The 21,796-nt window shown below is 34.4% G+C and carries 19 protein-coding genes; 14 read left to right on the top strand and 5 right to left on the bottom strand.

Annotated features, from left to right (window positions below; all coding sequences use genetic code 11):
• Positions 1–16 precede the first annotated feature (16 nt).
• The 4 genes from J2Y38_RS19005 to J2Y38_RS24585 all read left to right on the top strand — a co-directional run bounded on the left by J2Y38_RS19005 (position 17) and on the right by J2Y38_RS24585 (position 4,417).
• Complete coding sequence (locus J2Y38_RS19005) at positions 17–1,414, top strand: DUF4960 domain-containing protein (RefSeq protein ID WP_309845627.1); 1,398 nt, start codon at positions 17–19, stop codon at positions 1,412–1,414.
• A gap of 21 nt (positions 1,415–1,435) precedes the next feature.
• Positions 1,436–2,992, top strand: a complete 1,557-nt coding sequence (locus J2Y38_RS19000; protein ID WP_309845624.1) for a glycoside hydrolase family 32 protein — start codon at positions 1,436–1,438, stop codon at positions 2,990–2,992.
• A gap of 23 nt (positions 2,993–3,015) precedes the next feature.
• On the top strand, positions 3,016–3,921 hold the full coding sequence (locus J2Y38_RS18995; RefSeq protein WP_256634781.1) for a carbohydrate kinase family protein: 906 nt from the start codon (positions 3,016–3,018) through the stop codon (positions 3,919–3,921).
• A gap of 382 nt (positions 3,922–4,303) precedes the next feature.
• Positions 4,304–4,417: a DUF2867 domain-containing protein gene (locus tag J2Y38_RS24585; RefSeq protein ID WP_409025149.1), complete on the top strand. Its 114-nt coding sequence runs from the start codon at positions 4,304–4,306 to the stop codon at positions 4,415–4,417.
• Positions 4,418–4,687: 270 nt separating this feature from the next.
• Here the strand turns inward: J2Y38_RS24585 and J2Y38_RS18985 are convergent, their stop codons facing one another.
• Complete coding sequence (locus tag J2Y38_RS18985) at positions 4,688–5,662, bottom strand: NAD(P)H-quinone oxidoreductase (RefSeq protein WP_309845620.1); 975 nt, start codon at positions 5,660–5,662, stop codon at positions 4,688–4,690.
• Positions 5,659–6,231: a hypothetical protein gene (locus J2Y38_RS18980; RefSeq protein WP_053471268.1), complete on the bottom strand. Its 573-nt coding sequence runs from the start codon at positions 6,229–6,231 to the stop codon at positions 5,659–5,661. The genes J2Y38_RS18985 and J2Y38_RS18980 overlap by 4 nt, the downstream gene beginning before the upstream one ends.
• 130 nt (positions 6,232–6,361) lie before the next feature.
• Here J2Y38_RS18980 and J2Y38_RS18975 point away from each other — a divergent pair, with 130 nt between their 5' ends.
• Entirely contained in the window at positions 6,362–7,252 is an 891-nt protein-coding gene (locus J2Y38_RS18975; RefSeq protein ID WP_309845619.1) for a LysR substrate-binding domain-containing protein, read from the top strand.
• Between the two features lie 210 nt (positions 7,253–7,462).
• On the opposite strand, the gene J2Y38_RS18970 is transcribed toward J2Y38_RS18975, so the two are convergent.
• Both J2Y38_RS18970 and J2Y38_RS18965 read right to left on the bottom strand, forming a co-directional pair.
• Entirely contained in the window at positions 7,463–8,464 is a 1,002-nt protein-coding gene (locus J2Y38_RS18970) for an NADP-dependent oxidoreductase (RefSeq protein ID WP_309845616.1), read from the bottom strand.
• Positions 8,465–8,469: 5 nt separating this feature from the next.
• The gene (locus J2Y38_RS18965) at positions 8,470–9,273 is read right to left on the bottom strand and encodes an enoyl-CoA hydratase/isomerase family protein (protein WP_053471271.1); all 804 of its coding nucleotides are present in this window, start codon (positions 9,271–9,273) and stop codon (positions 8,470–8,472) included.
• Positions 9,274–9,351: 78 nt separating this feature from the next.
• Between J2Y38_RS18965 and J2Y38_RS18960 the strand changes: the two genes are divergently transcribed.
• From J2Y38_RS18960 to J2Y38_RS18935, 6 genes are all read left to right on the top strand, one after another.
• A complete protein-coding gene (locus J2Y38_RS18960; protein WP_205720322.1) occupies positions 9,352–9,795 on the top strand; it encodes a helix-turn-helix domain-containing protein in 444 nt (147 codons plus the stop codon).
• A gap of 246 nt (positions 9,796–10,041) precedes the next feature.
• A complete protein-coding gene (locus tag J2Y38_RS18955; protein WP_309845611.1) occupies positions 10,042–10,329 on the top strand; it encodes a hypothetical protein in 288 nt (95 codons plus the stop codon).
• A 91-nt stretch (positions 10,330–10,420) separates the two neighbouring features.
• On the top strand, positions 10,421–11,038 hold the full coding sequence (locus tag J2Y38_RS18950; protein ID WP_309845609.1) for a TetR/AcrR family transcriptional regulator: 618 nt from the start codon (positions 10,421–10,423) through the stop codon (positions 11,036–11,038).
• 56 nt (positions 11,039–11,094) lie between these two features.
• Positions 11,095–12,426, top strand: a complete 1,332-nt coding sequence (locus tag J2Y38_RS18945) for a TolC family protein (protein ID WP_309845606.1) — start codon at positions 11,095–11,097, stop codon at positions 12,424–12,426.
• Between the two features lie 11 nt (positions 12,427–12,437).
• Positions 12,438–13,523: an efflux RND transporter periplasmic adaptor subunit gene (locus tag J2Y38_RS18940; RefSeq protein ID WP_309845604.1), complete on the top strand. Its 1,086-nt coding sequence runs from the start codon at positions 12,438–12,440 to the stop codon at positions 13,521–13,523.
• A gap of 8 nt (positions 13,524–13,531) precedes the next feature.
• The gene (locus J2Y38_RS18935; protein WP_309845603.1) at positions 13,532–16,582 is read left to right on the top strand and encodes an efflux RND transporter permease subunit; all 3,051 of its coding nucleotides are present in this window, start codon (positions 13,532–13,534) and stop codon (positions 16,580–16,582) included.
• A gap of 519 nt (positions 16,583–17,101) precedes the next feature.
• On the opposite strand, the gene J2Y38_RS18930 is transcribed toward J2Y38_RS18935, so the two are convergent.
• Complete coding sequence (locus tag J2Y38_RS18930) at positions 17,102–18,712, bottom strand: serine hydrolase (RefSeq protein ID WP_309845601.1); 1,611 nt, start codon at positions 18,710–18,712, stop codon at positions 17,102–17,104.
• An 877-nt stretch (positions 18,713–19,589) separates the two neighbouring features.
• Here J2Y38_RS18930 and J2Y38_RS18925 point away from each other — a divergent pair.
• Genes J2Y38_RS18925 through J2Y38_RS18915 form a run of 3 tightly spaced genes read left to right on the top strand, consistent with a single transcriptional unit; the run spans position 19,590 to position 21,680 of the window.
• Entirely contained in the window at positions 19,590–20,306 is a 717-nt protein-coding gene (locus tag J2Y38_RS18925; RefSeq protein ID WP_309845599.1) for a type 1 glutamine amidotransferase domain-containing protein, read from the top strand.
• Between the two features lie 12 nt (positions 20,307–20,318).
• Positions 20,319–21,368: an acetoacetate decarboxylase (ADC) gene (locus J2Y38_RS18920; protein WP_309845597.1), complete on the top strand. Its 1,050-nt coding sequence runs from the start codon at positions 20,319–20,321 to the stop codon at positions 21,366–21,368.
• A gap of 27 nt (positions 21,369–21,395) precedes the next feature.
• A complete protein-coding gene (locus J2Y38_RS18915; protein WP_309845595.1) occupies positions 21,396–21,680 on the top strand; it encodes a hypothetical protein in 285 nt (94 codons plus the stop codon).
• The last annotated feature ends 116 nt before the right edge of the window (positions 21,681–21,796 follow it).

Raw genomic sequence — 21,796 nt, 5'->3', positions numbered from 1 at the left:
TTTAAAAATCAGCAATATGAAAAAAGCTTTAAATAAATATTGGACCAAAGTGTCTATAGTATTGGCAATGATTTTTATAATTACTGCCTGCGAAAATAGTTTTGAAACTGGCGGATTTGATGTGAGTTCGCCTTCAAATGTCCTTTCATTCAAATTAAACGGAGTTTCAGGAAACATTGATCAGACAACAGGAAAAATTACTGTGGTAATGCCTTACGGATCTGACATAACAGCTATAAAACCGGAAGTTGTTTTTGTCGATGGCGCAACATCAAATCCGGAATTAAATTCGACGATGAATTTTACAAATCCAGTAAAATTCAGAGTGGTTAATGGTAATTTATACAAAGATTATACGGTAACTACAACTGTTTTAAGTCCAATTAAGAGTTTTAAGATAAATGGTGTTGCAGCTACTGTAAACGATATTAGCAAAACCATTAATATGACGCTTCCAGAAAATACTGATTTGACAGCGCTAAAACCAGTAATTGAAACAACTGCTGGTGTTACGATTTCACCTGCTTCAGGAGCAACAGTTGATTTTACAAATGCAGTTACTTTTGTAATAACATCAAACGGGAAAAGCGTTAATTATACTGCAAATGTTGGAGTTCCAGTTACAGGATTAACAGTTGCATTTTTAGGAACTGCTGCTACAAGATCAGGAATTACAAATATGGATGAAGTTACAGCTTCAAACTGGTTGTTTGATAATTTCCCAGGAGCAAAATATATTTCCTTTGAAAGTATACAAAACGGTGCCGATTTAAGTGATATCGACGTCATTTGGTGGCACTTTGATTCGGCTGCAAATTTACCTTCTGTGGCTTATAATCCTGCGGTTACAAACGCATTGAAAAATTTCAGAACAAATGGCGGAAACTTGCTTTTGACTTCTTTTGCTTCGCAATATGTCGATGCTTTAGGAATTGTTCCGTCAGGAAAAGGACCGAATAATGTTTTTGGTGATTTTCCTCCAAATGGATTTGTAGACGGAAATTCATGGGGAATGTCATTCGTTGGTCATGAAGGTCATCCAATTTTCCAGGGGCTAACCACTTTTGAAGCCGGAAAAGCCAATTTACTGCAAAGCGGAACTTTCAGATTAAATCATACAGCGTGGTGGTTTTTACCAGAATGGGGTGGATACAGTAATGGGGAAGGTTGGAGAAACCAGACAGGAGGAACCAATCTGGCAAGTGAAGCCTGGGATAATGAACTGAACGGAAGAGTAACAATTGCAGAATTCCCGAACACGAGTACAAATAAAAATGTAATTGTTATTTCTATGGGAGCTTATGATTGGTACAATGAAACCAATAGCAGCGGTGTGCCAAGTCAGGCAAACGAGTTTATTACAAACATAAAACTGCTAACACAAAACAGTATCAATTATCTAGCGGCAAAATAATCCACCTTGAATTTAACTAAAATGAAATATAGAAATATAATCACAATCGCTTCGATTTTCTTTTCGCTGGTTTCGTGCAGTCAGGATGAAACGTATATTGGAGGTTCGATTTCAGGAGGAAATTCTGAAATAACTAGTGTTTTTCCTGTTCCGCCCGCGCAATGGATGGGCGCAAACGACCCATATTACAGTGCGGGTTATACCGGAGATATTATGCCTTTTTTCGATAACGGAAAATTCCATATTTACTTTCTACATGATGCACAGAATAAACCTGCAGGAAAAGGGTTTCATGATATTCATGAATATCAAAGTACAGATTTGGCGCATTTTACATATGAAGGTCAAACCATTCCATATGGTACAACGCTTGAACCTGATTTTGCTATTGGTACAGGATCAGTTGTCAAAGTGGGCAATCTTTATTATTTCTATTACACAGGGCACAATGAAACTCCGGCTTTTGTACAATCGAATGCCAGAGAAAGTGTGTTGTGCGCAACAAGCAGTGATTTGAAAAACTGGACAAAAGTTCCGTCTTTTAAAATTACAGCTCCGGCGGGCTACTACAATTATGATTTCAGAGATCCGCATGTGTTTTATAATGATGAATTGAAAAAATATTCCATGTTAGTAAGTACACAAACAGAACCTGGAAGAAAAGCCGTTTTGTTACATTTTACAAGCGCTGATCCTGCATCAGGAAAATGGGATGTTCAAGCTCCAATTTATACCACAACGCCTGAGGATAATTATCTGATGATGGAATGTGCGGATATTTTCAAAATGGGAAGCAATTGGTATTTAATTTTTTCTGAGAATTGGAGTGGCAATAAAGGAACGCATTACAGAATTTCATCATCAATAACTGGTCCATGGACAAAACCGGAAAATGACAGAATTGATGGAGAATACTTTTACGCAGGAAAAACGGCTTCTGACGGAAATAAAAGATATGTTTTTGGATGGAATGCCAGAAAAACGCCTGATAATGATTTAGGAAATAAAGATTGGGCAGGGAATATGGTTATCCATGAATTGATTCAGAATTCAGATGGAACTTTAGGAACTCAGTCGCCGAAATCGGTTAAGGATTTATTTTCGAAAAAGAATACTACTGCAGAAGTAGATGAGATTACTTCTAATGCAACAGCTAACAATGGAACTTATTCTTTGTCCGGAGAAACAGAAAAAGCAATGGTTACTTTTAAAAGCGTTGGAAAGAAAGTCAAAATAAAAGCCGAAGTTACTTTAGCGAAAGCTAGTGGAACAACTGGATTTGTTTTTCATACCAATGATACAGGAAGTTATTATAAAGTGGTTTTGGATATTGTTAATAGTAAAATAAGCGGTTATAATTCGGCTTCGCAGGAAGTAACCCGTTTACCATTTGCATTTCAGACGAATGTAAAATATGATGTTGAAATAATTGCTGAAGGAAGTGTTGTCGTAGTTTACATAAACGGAAAAGCAGCGCTCACAAATCGCATTTACGGAAGAGATAAAAATAAATGGGGTTTAATTGCTGAAGGACAAACGAGCACAATCTCGAATCTTCAGATAACCCAGCCTGAATAAGAACAATAATAAAATATTTTAGAATGAATAACGGAAAAAACCTTAAGGCGGTGGCATACGGAGAGGTACTTTGGGATGTTTTTGCCAATGAAAAAAAGATTGGCGGAGCACCATTGAATGTAGCCTTGCGAATGAAAACGCTGGGTTGCGAAGTAGCTATGATAAGCTGTGTAGGCAATGATGAAGACGGGAGAGCAATAAAAGAGCAAGTGAAACAACTGGGACTTGAAACGGATACAATTGTAGTTTCTGAAGATTTTCCAACTGGTTTGGTCAACGTAACCTTAAATGAGCGCGGATCGGCAAGTTATGAAATCAGTTACCCGTCTGCATGGGATAAAATTGAATTGAATGATTTGGCGAGGAATTCAGTTGCTAATGCGGATGTTTTAATTTATGGCAGTTTAGTTTGCCGTGATGACGTTTCAAGGCTGTCACTGGAAGAAATGCTGCAAAAAAAAGTCTACAAGGTTTTTGATGTGAATTTAAGAAAACCACATTATTCGTATGAAATGCTGGATCGCCTCATGCAGTCAGCGGATTTTATAAAGTTTAATGATGAGGAATTATTAGAAATTACTGCAGCTATGGCTTCGCCATTTACAAGTCTGGAAGACAATATGAATTTTATAGCTGAACGAAGTAAAGTAACGGGAATGTGTGTAACGAGAGGCAAACACGGAGCCTTGCTAATGTGGGAAGGCCGACTTTATGAAAATGAGGGATATCCTGTTGAAGTTGCTGACACCGTAGGTGCCGGAGATTCATTTCTCGCGGCTTTGATAGCTTCATTGTTAAGTGGAAAAGAACCTCAGTATTCAATTGATTTTGCCTGTGCAGTAGGTGCATTAGTAGCTGAATCTCCTGGAGCGAATCCCGAAATTTCACTTTCCAGAATTGAAAAGATGATGTTAAAAATGAAAATTTAACTTTTATGAAATTTAAATGAAATATGAGTTAGTTAAACCAAAATTCTTGCAGTTAGTGTTGTTAACAATAATAAGTTTAATATCGCTTATGAGGGGGCTTATGTTTTTTTAAAATCCGAATTTTATTAAATACTGTAAGTTTTTCGAATTTTGTTTAAGTTTTAATTACTTAATTTAAGTATTTGTTTTTTGAAGTAAAGCCTGATATCTTTTAGATATTAGGCTTTTATCGTAATATTATAAAATTTGGAAGCAAATACATACAGGATATGCACTGGATTTTGGAAGGTAATATACGCCGAGAAGAAGGAAGGTAAACTGATTTTGTATGCATAAATGAAACTTTCGGGCGAAGCGTGGCTGGAATTTAAAATAATCAACAATATATCAGGATGCTACTTTTAAACCACTGGGACTTATAGGTAAAATATACTGGTATTCTGTCTTGCCGTTTAACGGTTTTATATTTAATGGAATACTTAAAAAAATAATTTAGGGGTTCGGTGAGGATAATTTAATACAGTTTCGAACCTAACCTCGTTAACACTTGAATTTGTTTACTTTCTATTTCCGAAAACACTATACGCCATCATTCTGCCACAATAATAAAAGTGTTTCATTTAAAGCTTTTGTAAAAAGTAAAAATCACGCCCTCAAATTCATTTATTCTGTAGGGCGTAATTCAATTTTAAAAAAATAATCTCTAGAATTTTAATTTGAGAAAGAAGCATTTTTAACTAAATTGCTTCAGGGCTTGCAATAATTTTTAGGAATCCCAATCCAGTATAATTTTACCAATATGGCTTCCTTCTTCAATGCATTGATGAGCGTTTATAACATTCTGGTACGAAAATGTTTTGTAAATAACGGGCTTGAATTTTCCATTTTCGATTAATGGCCAGATGTTTTGGAATACTTCTTTTGTTAATCGTTTTTTGTAGTTATAATCTCTTGCGCGTAGTGTACTTCCGGAGATCGTGATTCTTTTTACCATTAACTGCCAAATATCAAGTTCTACGTCTTTTCCATTCTCCGCATTAATATGAATAAGTCTTCCGTCTTCGTTTAAGACGTTGAGATTTTTTTGAAAATAAGGTCCGGCTATCATATCAAGAATTACATCTGCGCCTTTGCCTTTTAAAATTTCTTCGAAATCCTCTGTTTTATAATTAATAGAAAGATCAGATCCCAATGCATCACAATACTTTGCTTTTTCCTCTGAACCAACTGTTGTAAAAACTTTTGACCCTAGAGCATGAGCAATTTGAATAGCTGTAATTCCGATACCGCTGCGACCTCCGTGAACTAATAGGGATTCACCAGCTTTGAGTTTGCCTCGATCAAAAATATTAGACCAAACTGTAAATACCGTTTCAGGCAGACTTGCCGCTTCTACAAAATTTAAACCCTTAAGAATAGGCAGGCACTGACCTTCTTTAACAGCAACATATTCAGCATAGCCACCCCCGGCAAGAAGGGCACAAACACGATCTCCTTTTTTCCATTGCGTAACTTCCGGACCGCATGCTGCAATTATACCAGACACTTCAAGACCCGGAATTTCATTAGAAGTGCTATCTGGAGCCGCATATTTTCCCTTACGCTGGAGAATGTCACTTCGGTTGATACCAGATGCTTTTACTTGAATTAACACTTCATTTTTAGAAGGAATTAAATCAGTAACTTCCGTTAGCTGCAAAACTTCAGGACCTCCAAATTTTGTGATTGTAATAGCTTTCATAGTCTAATTTGTTGAAAAGGTAGATTATATTTTCCAAATAAAGCTTTGTTCTCAATGCTTTTTGCAAACAGAGGTGTTTCTTCGTGGTTGTGGGTGTCAGAGGCTTCTTGTCTTGCTTTTGCAGCTTCCGCTAAAGAAATTCCGTTTTCTTTGATGAAATTTAAAAATTCTGGTGTAGCTGTTGCATGAATGGTGTTGGTGAATTTGGAAGTTTTGTCGTCGATTCTTTCTGCTTTTAATTCCCAAAGAACCTGTACTTTAGATCTTCCGCTCGCTGTAATAGTATCAGAAATAGATAACATGCGGCAATAATCGGCACGATATTCATCAAAAATATAGTGCTGTACAACAAGTGCAGTTCCGACGTATTCTACATTGATAGACATTGGTATCCCTTCAAAATTTGAAGTAATTCCCGCTGCAATATGGTTCACAGAACAGCGCTGGTATTCGGCATCTGGCAGATTTAGAAGCCAGTCTGCTATATTGATTTTTTCAATTGGGGCATTCATTATTGCTGAAACAATTGAAGCTGATAATGCATTTTCGGGTGTTTGTACGATTTCCATCTTTTCTATTTTTTAAATTAATTTATGTCAAAGTTCGACAATGTAAACCAATCGTGGAAATGGTATTTTTAGATGTAAACGATCGAAATTTTCGATTTATAATAGTATTTTTATAAAAAAATTAGAAAAGATGGAACTTCGTCAATTAAAATACTTTGTCCGCGCGGCAGAACTTTTAAATTTCACTCAGGCAGCCGATGAGCTATATATTACTCAAAGTACATTATCACATCAGATAAAAGAATTAGAAACGTCACTAAATGTTCTTCTTTTTGATAGAATAGGGAGGAGAGTTAAACTGACAGAGTCAGGAGAAATAATGCTTGAATATGCGCGAAGAACGATTCGACAGGCAGAAGAAGCAAAACAGGTTTTAATGGATTTGAATAACCTTAAGACAGGAAAAATAATTATTGGATCGACTTATGGTCTTGTAAATTTACTGTTGCAATCAGCGACGGAATTTAATGAGGAATTTCCCGATATTCAGATCCAGATTGTATTGGGTTCTACATCAGATTTAATGCAAAAAATACGCTCGTACGAAATTGACTGTATGCTTTCATTTATGCCTTCGTCTGAGGATAATCAGCTTGATGTGATGCGTCTTTTCTCTGCGAATCTTTCATTGATTCTTCATACATCACATCCGTGGAGTAAGCTTAAAAAAATCACATTTCAAAAAATTGCGGAATTACCTTTAGTGCTGCCTTCGCAAAGTTACAGCATCAGGAATTTTCTGGACGAAACACTTCTAAAAAATAATATGCAATTAAAAGCAAAAATAGAAATCAATGATATTCACAGTTTATTGGATCTGGTTAATTCAAAAAAGTGGTGTACCATATTAATGGATACTTCCTTGTTTCATTTTCCGGAACTTGTTGCGGTCCCAATTGAAAGTAAAAATATTACTCGTGAAGCAACTATTACATTTCCTTCTGGAATTTATCGCAAAGCGTCACTTGTATTTTTTCAAAATTTAATCATGAAAAAAATGGTAATGCATAATTTAGTTTAAAAAAACAAATCGCTCCGCCATTAGAGCCTTTTTTAGAAACCCTTTATATTGCTGAGGTACAGCTTTTCTCATTATGATGTGCCATGATTCTGCTACAAAATTTTGACGTATAATATCTTTTTAAAAAACCGGATTAACTTTTTATGGCAAAAAATGGAGGCAACTCCAATTTATAATTGCGTCAAAAACTGAGGCAACTCCATAACACTATTATTTTACTTTTGCCACAACCTTTCCTTTTGCATGTCCGCTTTCCATATAATCAAAAGCATCATTGGTCTGCTCAAAAGGAAAAATTTTATCTACAATTGGTTTAATAATTTCTGAGGCAAGTAAATCAGCAATTTGTTCTAATTGTCTTCCGTTCGCCTTCATGAATAAAAAGGAATAATTAACATTTAAATTTTTAGCCCTATTACGGATTTTCAGGCTGGTCAGCCAAATAATGAATCGTATTATTGCTGATGCGCCTATTGATTTTGCAAACTCTGGAGTTGGAGGTCCAGAAATTGAGATAATACTGCCTCCCGGTTTTAAAATTGTCAATGATTTTTCAAGTGTTTTAACATCCTGGCTGTTAAGTACCACATCATAATCTTTAAGAATATTTTCAAAGTTATCCTTTTTGTAATCTATTATAATATCAGCTCCAAGGGCTTTCAGCATGTCAAAATTCTTTTCGCTGGCTGTCGTGGCGACAAATGCCCCAAGATGTTTGGCAAACTGAATTGCTATTGTACCAACTCCGCCAGAACCTGCTTGAATAAAAACTTTTTGGCCTTTACGAAGTTTCGCTTTTTCGACGAATGCCTGCCATACAGTTAGTCCGACCAATGGAATTGATGCTGCCTGCTCCATTGATATATTTATAGGTTTTACTGCCAGATCATTTTCATTAACAGCAATATATTCCGCGAAGGAACCGATATGAAAATCGGCTGCTCGTCCAAAAATCTGGTCTCCAATTTTAAAGCGACTGACTTTAGAACCGGTTTCTACTACTATTCCTGCAATATCATGACCTAATATTAAAGGTAATTGGTAAGGAAGGATTAGCTTGAAATCCCCGTTTTTTATTTTTAAGTCCAGCTGGTTGATGCTGGCAGCATGAATTTCTACCAATACCTCATAATCTCCAATTTCAGGTATTTTTACTTCGCTGAGTAATAATTTTTCTGTTTTGCCGTATTTAGGTAAGATGTATGCTTTCATATTTTTTAGATGTTATCAGCAAGATTTAGTTCCAGATCACCATTCTGCTGAAGTCCTTTTTCAAATAAGCTTTTAATACGGCCACGCGCTTCAGGCTCCTCGAGTGAAGCAAAGAATTTAACCTGTGTGTCTAAAATTTCTTCGTTTGAAGGAAGTTTGGCTCTTTGGTTCATGATTTGCTTTATGGCAGCAATTGGTTTTTTGTCAAATGAATCTATGCGCTTTGCAAATTTTTCAACATATTCATCCAGTTCAGCGTCTGGAATTGATCGGTTTATCCAGCCGTAGAAAGCGGCCGTATCTGCGTCATAATCGTTACCGCTTAAAATAATTTCAAGAGCTCGGCTGCGTCCTGTAAGCAGATGCAGGCGTTCAAGTCCTCCGCCACCAGGAAATGAACCGATCCCTATTTCTACCTGAGCCAAGAATGCGTTTTCCCTGCTGGCGAAGCGTATATCAAATGCTTGTGCAAATTCACTTCCAAGTCCTCTGGCACGGCCACGGATGGAAGCTATGGTTACAAAAGGGGCAAGTTCCAGTCTGCGTGCAATATCTGGCCAAGCTATAGAAAGGCCTGTTTTTCCGGTTCCTTTTGGAAAGTCTCCAACATTTAGCAACTCGACATGAGCAACAAAAAAGTCTGGATTTTCACTCTCAAATACTACAACTTTTAGGTTTTCATTTGACTCCAGTTCGTCCATCACGGTCATTAACTGTTTAGAAAATTCGGTATCAAACATGTTAATAGGAGGATTGTTGAAACTGATTTTCCAGTATCCATTTGTAATTTTGTGTGTGGTAAAAATCATAATTTAGTTGTTTTGGTTAATTTTTTGTAATTTTACTTGCAAATTGAAAGCACAAATATAATTAAATTTACTTGCAAAATGCAAGTAGTTGAAATAATAATGAAAGAAATTAAAAAAAGGTCGGGCTGTCCAGTGAGCAGTTCACTTGATTTGTTAGGAGATAAATGGTCACTTTTAATTGTTCGAGATCTGATGTATTATAAGAAGTGCACTTATGGTGATTTTCTAAAATCGGATGAAAAAATTGCGACTAACATCCTTGCCACAAGATTATCAACTCTTGAAGACGCAGGGATCATTGTAAAGCTGGATCACCCCGAAAGCAAAGTGAAATTTTTATATCAACTCTCTGAGAAGGGCATTGATCTGCTTCCGGTATTAATCGAGATGTATATCTGGGGCGAAAAGTATTTTATGCTTTCTGAGCATCACATTGAATTTTTAAAAGAAATCAAGAAAGATAAACAGGCTTTTATAGATAAGCTGACTGACAAAATGAAAAAAGCGATTGTGTCAAAATAATGATAATCAGGCAGATGAAGATGGAAACTAAAATTATTTTGGAATTATTGTATTTAGTATCAAAAAATTACGATAAACCAAAAGAGAAAAAAATCCTATATCCTTAACGGGATTTCGAACCATCGTTCAGCTTCGATTAATTCTCTTATAGCACCACTTGAAGACTGTTTATTTCAAACAGACTAAGAATTTCTTGTGAAAAAATCGAACCACAATTATTAGGCTGTAAAGGCTTGAAAAATCTATATGTTAGCGTATAAAAAAAGAGACAATCATTTACAGATAATTGGAAGCAGAATAAAAATATTTGAATTATTGCCGCCGTTGGTAAAAACAAATATGTCTGAGGGAATGGAAGGTAAATCGATAACACCAGATGTGCTAATTGATGCTTTGATAAAAGGATTAAAAGACAATACGTACACTATTCGTGTTGGCGATACAAAAGCAATTTATCTGTTAAATAGTTTTTTACCAAAGTTAGCTTACAAGTTATTGAATCATATAGGTATTACGGCCAGATTGCAATCTTAATTGGTATAAAAATATTTAACTGAATAAAAAATGAACAATGTTCATTTTATTTTATATCTTTGTCTTCCGCAAGCCTTGAATAAAAATAAGTATGAGTACAATTGATAGAAAAGCAAAAGAAAAAGAAGCTTTAAAAGCCCTGATATTAAAAGGTGCTAAAAAGCTTTTTGTTGAAAAAGGAATTGAACATACTACCATAAGAAACATTGCTGAAGAAATTAATTACAGTGTAGGCACTGTTTATGTTTATTTTAAAGATAAAAATGATATTCTCCATGATCTTCATACAATAGGTTTTCAGGAATTAGATAATTATTTTATGGAGTTATATACTATAGAAGATCCGAAGGAAAGATTAAAGAAAATGGGATTTGCCTATATCAAATTTGCCATCGAAAATTCTGAAATGTACGATTTGATGTTTAATCTAAAAGCTCCAATAGAATTCCTGAAAGACTCCGAGAATGAAGATTGGGATGAAGGATGCACAGCATTTGGATTAGTTAAAAAAACTATTGAAGAATGTATTAACAAAGGTTATTTTAAAGGCCATAGTGTAGAGCCCCTGGCATTTATGGTTTGGAGTTTGGTACATGGTATGTGCTGTCTGGAAATTCACCAGAGAATTAAAAATGTAAATTTTACGAATCCGGATACCATTTTGTATGACGGATACAATGAATATTTAAAAATGATAGAAAAGCTTTAAAAATTTTTTTGCTCAAAAAAATGAACAGTGTTCAAATAATAAACAATGTACAATAAATGAAAATTAAACTAACTTTTGCAATACTCTGTCTAGGATATTTAGGGTATGCACAGAACAAGCTGGAAAGTTATATACAGACCGGCTTAAAAAATAACGAAGTAATCAGGCAGCATAATTTTGACATTAGTAAAAGCATGTATGCCTTAAAAGAAGCACGAGCTTTATTTTATCCAACAGTTTCCCTAAACGGAAGTTACACCAAAGCAGAAGGCGGAAGGACAATCGATATTCCAATTGGAGATATGCTGAATCCGGTGTATAGTACTTTAAATCAGATTACCAATTCTAACGCTTTTCCAATGTTAGAAAATCAGTCGGTCTTGATAAATCCGGATAATTTTTATGATGCTAAAATTCATACCACGATGCCATTGCTGAATTTTGAAATTATTTATAATAAAAGAATAAAAACCCAGCAGACGAAGCTTCAAAAAATAGAACTCGAAATCTATCAAAGAGAGTTAGTAAAGGAAATTAAAATTGCTTATTACAAATACCTGCAATCGGTTGAAGGAATTAAGATTTATGAAGATGCCCTGGCTTTGGTGAAAGAAAACCAAAGGGTAAATCAGGCTTTATTTAAAAATGAAAAAATAAACCGGACTGCCGTTTTACGAAGTGATAATGAGGTAATCCGCATTCAGGCCAATTTAGAAACCGCCCGTCAAACCAGTAATAATGCAAGATCATATTTTAATTTTTTATTGAATCAAAAACTTGATACCGCAATAGAAACTGATCAGAGTGAAGTACCGCCAATAGAAGTCCTTTCAGAAAATACCCAAAATAGAGAAGAATTGCAAAAGTTGACGCAGGCCAAAGAGATCAATGAAAATGTTATTAAGTTGACCAACTCATACTGGCTGCCCAAAGTAAATGGCTTTGCCGATTTCGGAATTCAGGATTTTGATTTTGAAGTTGATAAGCAATCACGCTATTATTTTGCCGGTGTGGGTTTAGAGTGGACTATTTTTTCGGGAAATAAAAACAAGTATAAACTAAAACAAGTCGAAGAGGATCAGAAAAAAATAAGTTCCCAGACAGATAATGTCAAACAACAATTACTGCTTCAGTTTCACGTTTCACAGAACAATCTAAAATCGGCTTTGGAACAGTTCTATGCAGATAAAAATCAAAAACAGTCGGCCAAAAAATACAACGATGATATTACCAAACTATACAAAGAAGGACAGGCGATTTACATAGAGCTTCTGGATGCGCAGAACCAATGGGTGAATGCGCAGCTTAACACTAATATTTCGCTTTATAACTCCTGGATTGCTTTTGCAGAATTAGAAAGAGCCAACGCCACTTTTACTTTTAACTAAAAATAAAAAACATGAAATTAACGATTCACAATTATCTAAAAAAACATATCGCAGCCTCCAAAAAAGGGTTGATTATATTGCTTGCTTTAACGCTTTTTTACGCCTGTAAAGAAGAAAAAAAGGAAAATTCGCCCTTTGAAAGCGCGGATGTCATCCCGATTAAAACAGCTCCGGTCGAATCTTTTGCTCTTAACAATACCATAAGCGCATCGGGTTTAGTAACAACAGAAAACCAGGCAAATTACGGATTTAAAATAGGAGGGATCATCAGTCGTATTTATGTTGAAGAAGGCCAGTTTTTTAAGAAAGGACAGCTTCTGGCATCATTAGACGAAACAGAAATTAATGCTGGATTGAACCAAACCGATTTAAATCTAAAAAAATACGAGCGTGATTATAAACGTGCGAGTAATTTATACAAAGACAGTGTGTATACATTAGAACAGCTTCAGAATACCAAAACGGGTCTTGACATTGCTAAAAAGCAGAAAGATGCGGTTGCTTTTAATGCTCGTTATTCTAAAATTTATGCTGCTGCAGATGGTTTTGTTTCGAAAAAAATAGCAAACGAAGGAGAAGTAGTTGGCGCAGGATCGCCAATTCTGGCTATAAATGAAACCAGCCAAAACAATAATTATCTGCTAAAAGTAGGATTGACAGACAAAGAATGGGCTGCAGTAAAAGTAGGGCAGAAAGCCACTGTGACGCTTGACGGTTATCCTGATGAAAAATTCGATGCCTTTATTTTTAGAAAATCTCAGGCGGCAGATGCGGCATTGGGCTCCTTTCAAGTCGAATTAAAACTGAGCCTTAAAAAAAGCAAACCAGCGGTGGGAATGTTTGGAAAAGCCGAAATAAAGGCAGAAAAATCAGAAGATTTCATCATCATTCCGTACAATTCGCTTATTGAAGCTGACGGAAATAAAGCGTTTGTTTTTATTGTGGAAAACAACAAAGTAAAACGCCAGTCCGTGACCATTAATAAATTTGAGAACAATAAAGTATTCATAAAAGAAGGTCTTCAGAAAACAGATCAGATTGTGATCTCCAACAGTGCTTATCTCAACGAACAATCAACTATCAAGATCATTAAATAATCAGTATTATGAAAATAACAAACTTTGCTGTTAAAAATTATCAGTTTACGCTGATTATATTTCTGCTGGTTGCTGTGGTAGGGTATCTTACTCTGTTTACCATGCCCAGGGCGGAAGATCCTTCAACACATCCTCCGCAATATTTAATTACAGTAATTTATCCCGGCACAAGTCCGAAGGATATGGAGGAGCAGGTTGTAAAACCAATCGAGAATAAAATTTACGGACTCGAAAACATCGAAAAAATATTAACCACAGTAGAAGACGGTGTTGCTGCTTTTCAGGTAAAATTTAAATATGGAGTAGATGTTGACAATAAATATCAGGAGATTTCTACGGAAATGAATGCGCTTAAAAACAGCGAGCTTCCAAAAGATATTTATCAGATAAAAACAGAAAAAATTGCTTCTTCTGATGTGAAAATCCTTCAGATAGCGTTGGTCTCAGAAAATGCATCAGACAAAAAACTTCGTGATGAAGCAGATAAACTTAAATCTAAAATTGAAAAAATCACCAATCTGAAAGATGTAAAGTATGCGGGAATTCCAGAGCAGGAAATTCGTATCGATTTACAGCTTGAAAAACTGGCACAATTAAAAATTCCGTTAAACGTGGTCATGGGAAGCCTGCAGAGCGAAGCAGCGGATATTCCGGGAGGAAGTATTGATTTAGGCAGCAAGGTATTTAATGTAAAAACCAGCGGTAAATTTAAAAATGCGGATGACGTATCCAATACAGTAATTTACAATGCTAACGGTAAAATAATCTATATGAAAGATGTAGCCGAAGTAGGCTATAAGTCGCAAGTTGTCGATCATATTACCCGCATCAACGGACACCGATGTGTACTGGTTACAGCTGGTATGAAAGACAATGTAAACATTACAGATGTGCAGAAAGAATTCCTGCCAATTGTAGATGAATTTTCTAAAGAATTGCCGTCAAACATCAAATTAGTAAAAAATTTCGATCAGGCGAATATGGTATCGCAGCGTTTGGGACATTTAGGTTTTGATTTTACGCTGGCAATTGTTTTGGTAATTGTGACATTACTTCCATTAGGTTTAAGAGCTTCGGGAATTGTGATGATTTCCATTCCGTTATCCCTCGCATTAGGATTAATTGCAATGAATGCTTTTGGCTTTTCTTTAAATCAGTTGAGTATTGTTGGTCTTGTGGTAGCTTTAGGATTGTTGGTGGATGACAGTATTGTGGTAGTCGAAAACATAGAGCGATGGCTGCGGGAAGGACATTCTAAAATGGATGCAGTCCTTAAAGGTACCAAACAAATCGGAATTGCCGTTGTAGGCTGTACTGCAACACTTGTAATTGCATTTTTACCGCTGGCTTTCCTGCCGGATGTTTCGGGAGAATTTATCAGAAGTCTTCCAATGGCAGTTATTACCAGTGTACTGGCATCGATGATTGTAGCTTTAACATTGGTGCCGTTTTTAGGAAGCCGATTTTTAAAAACGCACGATCATGCGGGAGGAAATATTTTTCTTCAGTATCTGCAAAAATTCCTGACCAGAGCGTATCGTGATATTATGCCCAAAGCATTAAAATATCCTAGAACAACTATTGCTATTTCTATAGTTTTAAGCATCACTGCTTTTGGATTGTTTAAAGTAACGGGTTTTAAATTATTTCCAACTTCAGAAAAACCGATGTTTCTTATCAATATAAAAATGCCCCTTCAGGCCAATATTTCAGAAAGTGACCGTGTGACCAAAATTGTAGAAGCAGAGCTTAAAAATCATAAGGAAATTGTGTATTACACTTCGAACGTTGGTAAAGGAAATCCGCAGATTTATTACAATGTGCATCCCCAGGACAGAAAACCCGATTTTGCGCAGATTTTTGTCCAGCTCGAAGATGAAGCTAAGCCATCAGAGAAAACAGCCTTGATTGAAGAACTTCGGAATAAATTTAAAACGATGCCTTACGCAAAAGTGGAGGTCAAAGATTTTGAACAGGGAACACCATTAGAAGCTAATATTGTCGTAAGATTATTTGGTGAAGATCAGGAAGTGTTACGCAAGCTTTCCTCACAGGTAGAAACTATTCTGAGAAAGCAGGAAGGAACTGTTTATATCAACAATGAACTGAATACGTATAAAACTGATGTTAAAGTTAAAATCAATAAAGAAAAAGCCAGAACATTGGGCGTATTGACCAGCGATGTAGATAAGGTAATCCGTCTTTCGGTAGCAGGATTAACAGTCGGTGATTATATAGATGATAGGGGAGATGCCAGAAATGTTACGCTGACATTGCCCCGAGATAAATTTTCGAACCTTGACGCTTTGAAAAACTTGTACGTAAATAATCTTCAGGGAACTCCGATTGCCCTAAACCAGATTGCTGAAATTTCGTTTGAAACTTCTCCAACGGCGATTAACCATTTTAATAAATCACGCTTTTCAAAAGTAACCGCTTTATCGGCAAAAGGGTATTATGCCAATGATTTATTGACGCACATTGTTCCAAAACTGGATCAATTGAAAATGCCAAAAGGATATTACTATAAATTATCAGGTGAAAAAGAATCCGAAGGCGATGCGCTGGGCGGTAACTTTCTGGCCGTAATCATTTTAAGCACTTTTTTATTTGTGGCGGTTTTACTGCTGCAGTTTAAGACTTTCAAAGGAATTATTATTGTATTATCTATTATTCCGCTGGGGATTTTAGGCGGCGTGCTATTATTGCTTCTCAATGGAAGCCCGATGTCTTTGGTTGCTATAATCGGTTTTATTGGTCTTTCGGGAATTCAGGTAAAGAACTCTTTGCTGCTGGTAGATTTTACCAATCAGCTAAGACAGGAAGGATATTCGATTGATGAAGCTATTGCAATTGCAGGAGAAACGCGTTTTCTGCCTGTAGTACTGACTTCAATTACTGCAATCTGCGGTTTGATTCCGATTGCATTAAACTCAAATCCTTTGATTGCACCATTGGCAATTGTGTTAATTGGCGGTTTAATCAGTTCTACAATATTATCACGAATTGTAACGCCTGTGATGTATAAATTGATTCCTCCTAGTATTGAAAAGATGTAAGAAGAGAGAAAAGATTTTTTTTGAAATTAAGATAATTTTTAAAGCCGGCAGCGTGTTTTAGACTGCTGGCTTTTTTTCTTGAAAAAGATTGATAAGGGAAGACAGGAAATTATCAAATTTTGAAAATGTAAAACTTAATTTCAGCTCTGTTCTTAGTGTTCGAATCCTGTTAAGTTATCGAACGCTAAAATTTAAATTTATCTTGTTTTTCATATAAATACTGTTTTTCTGAAGTTTGTTTCTTTATGAAGAAAATAAAGCAAAAACGAGTCAAACTCATTTATTGATAGGGTTAAATAAAAAAATGGCGCCAATTGTCTTCAATTGGCGCCATTTGGCTTTGTGACGTTTACTTCACAATTCACAAATCATTTTATGAATGATTTAAAGAAATTAGCCTATTTTTAAGTGAATTTATAAGATAATTATTTTATATTTTAATTTATGAGCGGTTTGTATGTATCGTAGGGGATAAATGTTTTGATGATAATTTTATTTTTTACCCCTTGTTACGGTTTTTTAACTTTTCTTGTAAATTTTGTATTTTGGTTTTTCGTAATCAGTTATGTCCAAAATAATATCATAAACGCCTGTTAAAATTTCTATACTATCTCCTTTTGGCATTATTCCGTCGCTCATATCTTTTCCATAATTTAAAGTCCAATCGTCATTAAAACGAAATTTAAGCTCTCCTGTTTTTAAAGTCACATTTTTAATTTCCCAAATTCCTTTTGTTTCCGTTTCAAAAAGTTTTGCATCAGGACCTTCCCAGCCTTTTTCTGTGGCACTTCCTACAATTCCCCAAGAAGGAAATATTTTTGTTGCTTTTTTTACTTGATTTCCTACATGAAAACTTAATGACTCTATTTGTGAAGTCTTGTCTCTTTCAAAAATTACATCACCCATTAATTCTTCAGCGAAAAATAAATTTTCTTTTACTGGATATAGAATAGTTGTGGGTCCGTTTCCACTTTGCAATTTTAATTTATTGTTTTCAGTTGTAAGGTAAATTACAAAATTGTCTTCTACTTGATAAGTTCCCTCATATTGTTTTAAAGTCTCTGAGCTCATGTTGGCTACAGTTGGAATTTTATAATCTTTATTGTATAAATTATATAAAGTTTTTATAATAGCATAAGTGGCAGTGTCTAAACCTCTTTCTGTATTTGTAAGCAGTATAATGCAGATATCATCTTCGGGAATTTGAACAAAATTGCTGCAAAAACCAGCTCCATAACCACTATGACCAACTGTCATTTTTCGAAACATTGGTCTTGTAATCCAACCATAGCCATAATTGTTTTTGAATGGGGTATATGCTTTTTCTAAACTTTGTTTGGAGATAATTTTGTAATTTTTTAGGCCATTATAATATTTGTTTAAATCTTCAACAGTTGAGTATATTCCACCAGCGGCAAAAGGCATAGGTGGATCATAGACAATCGATGGTTTTTGTTCTTTTTCAGAAAAAATCTCATAGCCAGTGACTTTATTTTCGCTTTTTAGATTTTTAAAAGCAAAACCACTTTGCTTCATTTTCAATGGTTTAAATATGTATTTTTCAACTGCTTTTTCGTAACTTATTCCAGTAACTTTTTGAATTACATAACCTAGAAAATAATATCCCGAGTTGGAATAGCTCCAATCTGTTCCAACTGGAAAATCCAAAGGTTTTGTTTTTTGAAATTCAATAAATGATTTTTCCGTTTGGTCTTTCATATCATTTCCTCTGGTATAGTCATAAACTCCAGAGGTATGGGTTAACAAACTTTCAATTGAAATAGTACTTGCATCGGGATAATCTGGATAGAACTTTGAAAGTTTATCCTGTAATGAAAGTTTTTTTTCTTCGACTAATTTTAAAATTACCGTTGCTGTAAAAGTTTTTGTAATAGAATATATTTGAAAAATGCTGTTAGCTTTATTTTCTTTTTTTAAATCTACATTTGATGATCCATAACCTTTATTTAGTAAAGTTTCTCCTTTTTCAGAAATAAAAACAGAACCGTTAAATAGATTTTGTTGATTGTAAAAATCAAAAAGTTGTTCTAATTTTTCTTTCTTACTTTGTGCAAAACCTAATTGTGTTATAAATAATAAAATAAAGGTGATTGATTGAATGGATTTCATTTTTTTTTGTTTTTTATTGAATTCTAACTAACGGTTTGCCCTTTGTGACAGTTGCGTAAATTTATAATAAAAGATGACAAATAAAAATTCCTAACTGAATTTTCAAGCAAAATTCGGAGTACAAGATAAGCTAACACATTCAATAATATCCTGCTTTATTTATGTAGAGTAAATAACTTTACTGAAGTAAGTTTTATGTTTGAAAATGTCTAACCTTTTCTTCTTCAGATTCCATAAACTATTGTTAATATAAAGACAAGGAATTACTGCAAGTATCATATTTACAGACTTTAGAAACGGTTTGAATTCAATAAGGTCAACACTATAGGACACCCAAAATATTTCTTTTTAGAGGTATTAACTGATTAAATAAGGAAAGACCAAAAAAAAGCTAAAACTTTCGTTTTAACTTTTTTCTTAAGAAGTGACTCTTACTACACAATTCACAAATCATTTTATGAACGATTTAAAGAAATTGGCTTATTCTGAGGTTGTTTTGTAAGATAATTAACCTGATATCTAAATAAGAGACGGTTTGTATGTATTGTAGGGGTTAAACGTTAAAAAATTTTAAAACATTTTAATACACATACATTTTTAAAGTTATTAAGTTGTAACATTCTTTTGTGAAATTCTTGAATTCGAAAAAGGCATTTAAAAAAGTTACGGATTTAAAAATATGCCCTTATCATTATCTGCAATTTTCGTTTGTATATCCAAATATTAATGTTCCTCATATTACGAGCAAATTACTTTCTGACTCGTTTTTTATAATTAAAATTTCAACAACAACAGAGATTATGTTATAATTTCAGTTGATTAGGTTACTTCTGCTTTGCATTTAAGACGGAACTTTGTATCATCAAAAAGAGATATTATGAACACATTGAAATTATTAATTATTGTTACCGGGATTAATATGTATGACGATGGCAAACTGCCAACTGGTCTATGGCTCAGTGAACTTACCCATATCTTTGATAAAGCTAAAGAGCAAGGGTTTGAAATTACCATAGCAAGTCCAAACGGTGGAGATACTCCGATTGATCCTGAAAGTTTAAGACCTTTAGTTTTGGATAAAGTATCTAAAGGATATTGGAATAATATTCAATTTAGAAAAGAATTAAAGCACACCAAAAGTTTAATAGAAGTATCAAAACAAGAATTTGATTGTGTTTATTTAGCAGGTGGACATGGGACTATGTATGATTTTCCAAATGATACTATTCTACAAAAAATCATTAAAGATCATTTTGAGAACAATAAAAAAGTGGCTGCGATTTGTCACGGTGTAGGCGGATTGTTGAATGTTAAACTTTCCAATGGCGACTATTTGATAAAAGGCAAAAAGATAACTGGAGTTAATTGGTTTGAAGAAAGTCTTGCCGGACGAAAAAAGAAAGTTCCATTTAATCTTGAAGCAGCATTAAAGGAAAGAAACTCCGATTATAGAAAAGCTTTCATTCCTATGACTTCAAAAGTAGTTGTTGACGGTAATTTAATTACTGGTCAAAATCCTTTTAGCTCTAAAGAAATGGCAAGAGTAGTAATGAAAGAACTTGAAAAAATTAAAACAAACTCAGATACTAAATAAAACTATAACACAGTGAAAAAAATAAAAATCATATTTTTTGTAGCAGCCCTTGGTGTAATTCTACTTTTTATACCAGGCTTCTTTCTAAGCAGTGCCATCATTAATACAGCATCTGCAAATTCAAATCTGAAAGCAATAAACAACGATTCAATAGCTAAAAACGATACCATTATTGAATTGGCAGGTCATCAACTACCTGTTTTAAAGGGCGGTATGTTTGACAGATTCCATTCCAACTCACCCCTTTCCGTAGTCGCAGAGGAAAGACCTGATATAGATTTAAGCTGGTTCAAAACCCTTCACAAAGAAAAAAAAGATGTTGGCTTTATCACATATTCACCGAACTTTTATTACAGCAATAGTAGTATTACTGCTATTTATACAGCAGATATGAGCAGAATAAAAGAGCTGCTTCCTGCGGAAGTAAACGAATTGGTCAAACCGATTTCTTATACACCCGGTAGAGGATTGATCGCTATTACTTCCTATGCTTACCATTTTTGTGATAATGATTCATACAATGAACTCTCTATCTCTATTGTAACCACTAAACCAAATAAAAGTAATTGGGGACTAATTTCTTTAATGGGTGAAGTGAATGATAAAAGTTTATGGGGCTATGTATTAAAATTACCTGTTAATACTGAATTAGCAAGAGTTCGTGGAAAAGTTGGATATAATTTACCAAAATGGTTAATCCCTATTGATTATAATACTGATGGAAACAATGTAACTTTCACTTATTACGATGAAAAAGGGAATTTAGATTTTTCAATGACAGGTAAAAAATTAGAGGTTACCAATTCAATACCTGAAATTAACCGTTCGAATTTTATCAATCTTAATACAAAAGGACAGTTAACACACGGTTACAGTGATGTAAGAGCAATAAAAAAAGCAGCAAGCAAAAAGGCTGAAGATATTCAATTTAATCTTTCAGATGGTCCGTTATCAGCCTTTATCAAATCATTGGAACTTAAAAAATTAGTTCGCTATGATTACCAACCGGAATTTCAAGCAGCTTTATACACACCTGAATTAGTGACTGAAAACAATAAATAATTCAACTCATTTTTAAAAATTAAGGAAATGGAATTCGCTAAAATATTTCAATCGCAGAAGGAGTTCTTCAACACTCATCAAACAAAAGATGTAGCGTTTAGAAAGGAAACTTTACTAAAGTTGAAAGATATTTTGAAAGGAAACGAACAACAACTATACGATGCGATTTACAAAGATTTTCGCAAAGGTACTTTCGATACTTTTTTAACTGAACTTAATTTAGTTCATAAAGAAATCAACTTTTTTTTGAAAAATTTAGATAAGCTTGCTAATGGAAAAAACGGTCAACTTGACCACGCTTTTTCAATATAAAGTGACCACCGATTTCGGGTCAAACTGACCACCCCTTTTCAATTTAAACTGACCACCTTGTTTCGGTTCAAATTGACCACCAAACACTACTTCTTTTCATGTTGTTAAACCATGGA

It is taken from the genome of Flavobacterium sp. 2755 (genome assembly GCF_031455715.1).
Taxonomy (GTDB): domain Bacteria; phylum Bacteroidota; class Bacteroidia; order Flavobacteriales; family Flavobacteriaceae; genus Flavobacterium.
The sequence above is the reverse complement of the archived record's forward strand: the minus strand, read 5'-3'. Positions and strand labels throughout refer to the sequence as shown.

Bases quoted from the DNA above. Each gene is read 5' to 3' on its own strand.
- J2Y38_RS18960 (WP_205720322.1), top strand. From the start codon at position 9,352: ATGCAAGTAGTTGAAATAATAATGAAAGAAATTAAAAAAAGGTCGGGC.
- J2Y38_RS18950 (WP_309845609.1), top strand. From the start codon at position 10,421: ATGAGTACAATTGATAGAAAAGCAAAAGAAAAAGAAGCTTTAAAAGCC.
- J2Y38_RS19000 (WP_309845624.1), top strand. From the start codon at position 1,436: ATGAAATATAGAAATATAATCACAATCGCTTCGATTTTCTTTTCGCTG.
- J2Y38_RS18980 (WP_053471268.1), bottom strand. From the start codon at position 6,231: ATGGAAATCGTACAAACACCCGAAAATGCATTATCAGCTTCAATTGTT.
- J2Y38_RS18975 (WP_309845619.1), top strand. From the start codon at position 6,362: ATGGAACTTCGTCAATTAAAATACTTTGTCCGCGCGGCAGAACTTTTA.
- J2Y38_RS18965 (WP_053471271.1), bottom strand. From the start codon at position 9,273: ATGATTTTTACCACACACAAAATTACAAATGGATACTGGAAAATCAGT.
- J2Y38_RS19005 (WP_309845627.1), top strand. From the start codon at position 17: ATGAAAAAAGCTTTAAATAAATATTGGACCAAAGTGTCTATAGTATTG.
- J2Y38_RS18945 (WP_309845606.1), top strand. From the start codon at position 11,095: ATGAAAATTAAACTAACTTTTGCAATACTCTGTCTAGGATATTTAGGG.
- J2Y38_RS18995 (WP_256634781.1), top strand. From the start codon at position 3,016: ATGAATAACGGAAAAAACCTTAAGGCGGTGGCATACGGAGAGGTACTT.
- J2Y38_RS18915 (WP_309845595.1), top strand. From the start codon at position 21,396: ATGGAATTCGCTAAAATATTTCAATCGCAGAAGGAGTTCTTCAACACT.
- J2Y38_RS18940 (WP_309845604.1), top strand. From the start codon at position 12,438: ATGAAATTAACGATTCACAATTATCTAAAAAAACATATCGCAGCCTCC.
- J2Y38_RS18925 (WP_309845599.1), top strand. From the start codon at position 19,590: ATGAACACATTGAAATTATTAATTATTGTTACCGGGATTAATATGTAT.
- J2Y38_RS18955 (WP_309845611.1), top strand. From the start codon at position 10,042: ATGTTAGCGTATAAAAAAAGAGACAATCATTTACAGATAATTGGAAGC.
- J2Y38_RS18985 (WP_309845620.1), bottom strand. From the start codon at position 5,662: ATGAAAGCTATTACAATCACAAAATTTGGAGGTCCTGAAGTTTTGCAG.
- J2Y38_RS18970 (WP_309845616.1), bottom strand. From the start codon at position 8,464: ATGAAAGCATACATCTTACCTAAATACGGCAAAACAGAAAAATTATTA.
- J2Y38_RS18930 (WP_309845601.1), bottom strand. From the start codon at position 18,712: ATGAAATCCATTCAATCAATCACCTTTATTTTATTATTTATAACACAA.
- J2Y38_RS18935 (WP_309845603.1), top strand. From the start codon at position 13,532: ATGAAAATAACAAACTTTGCTGTTAAAAATTATCAGTTTACGCTGATT.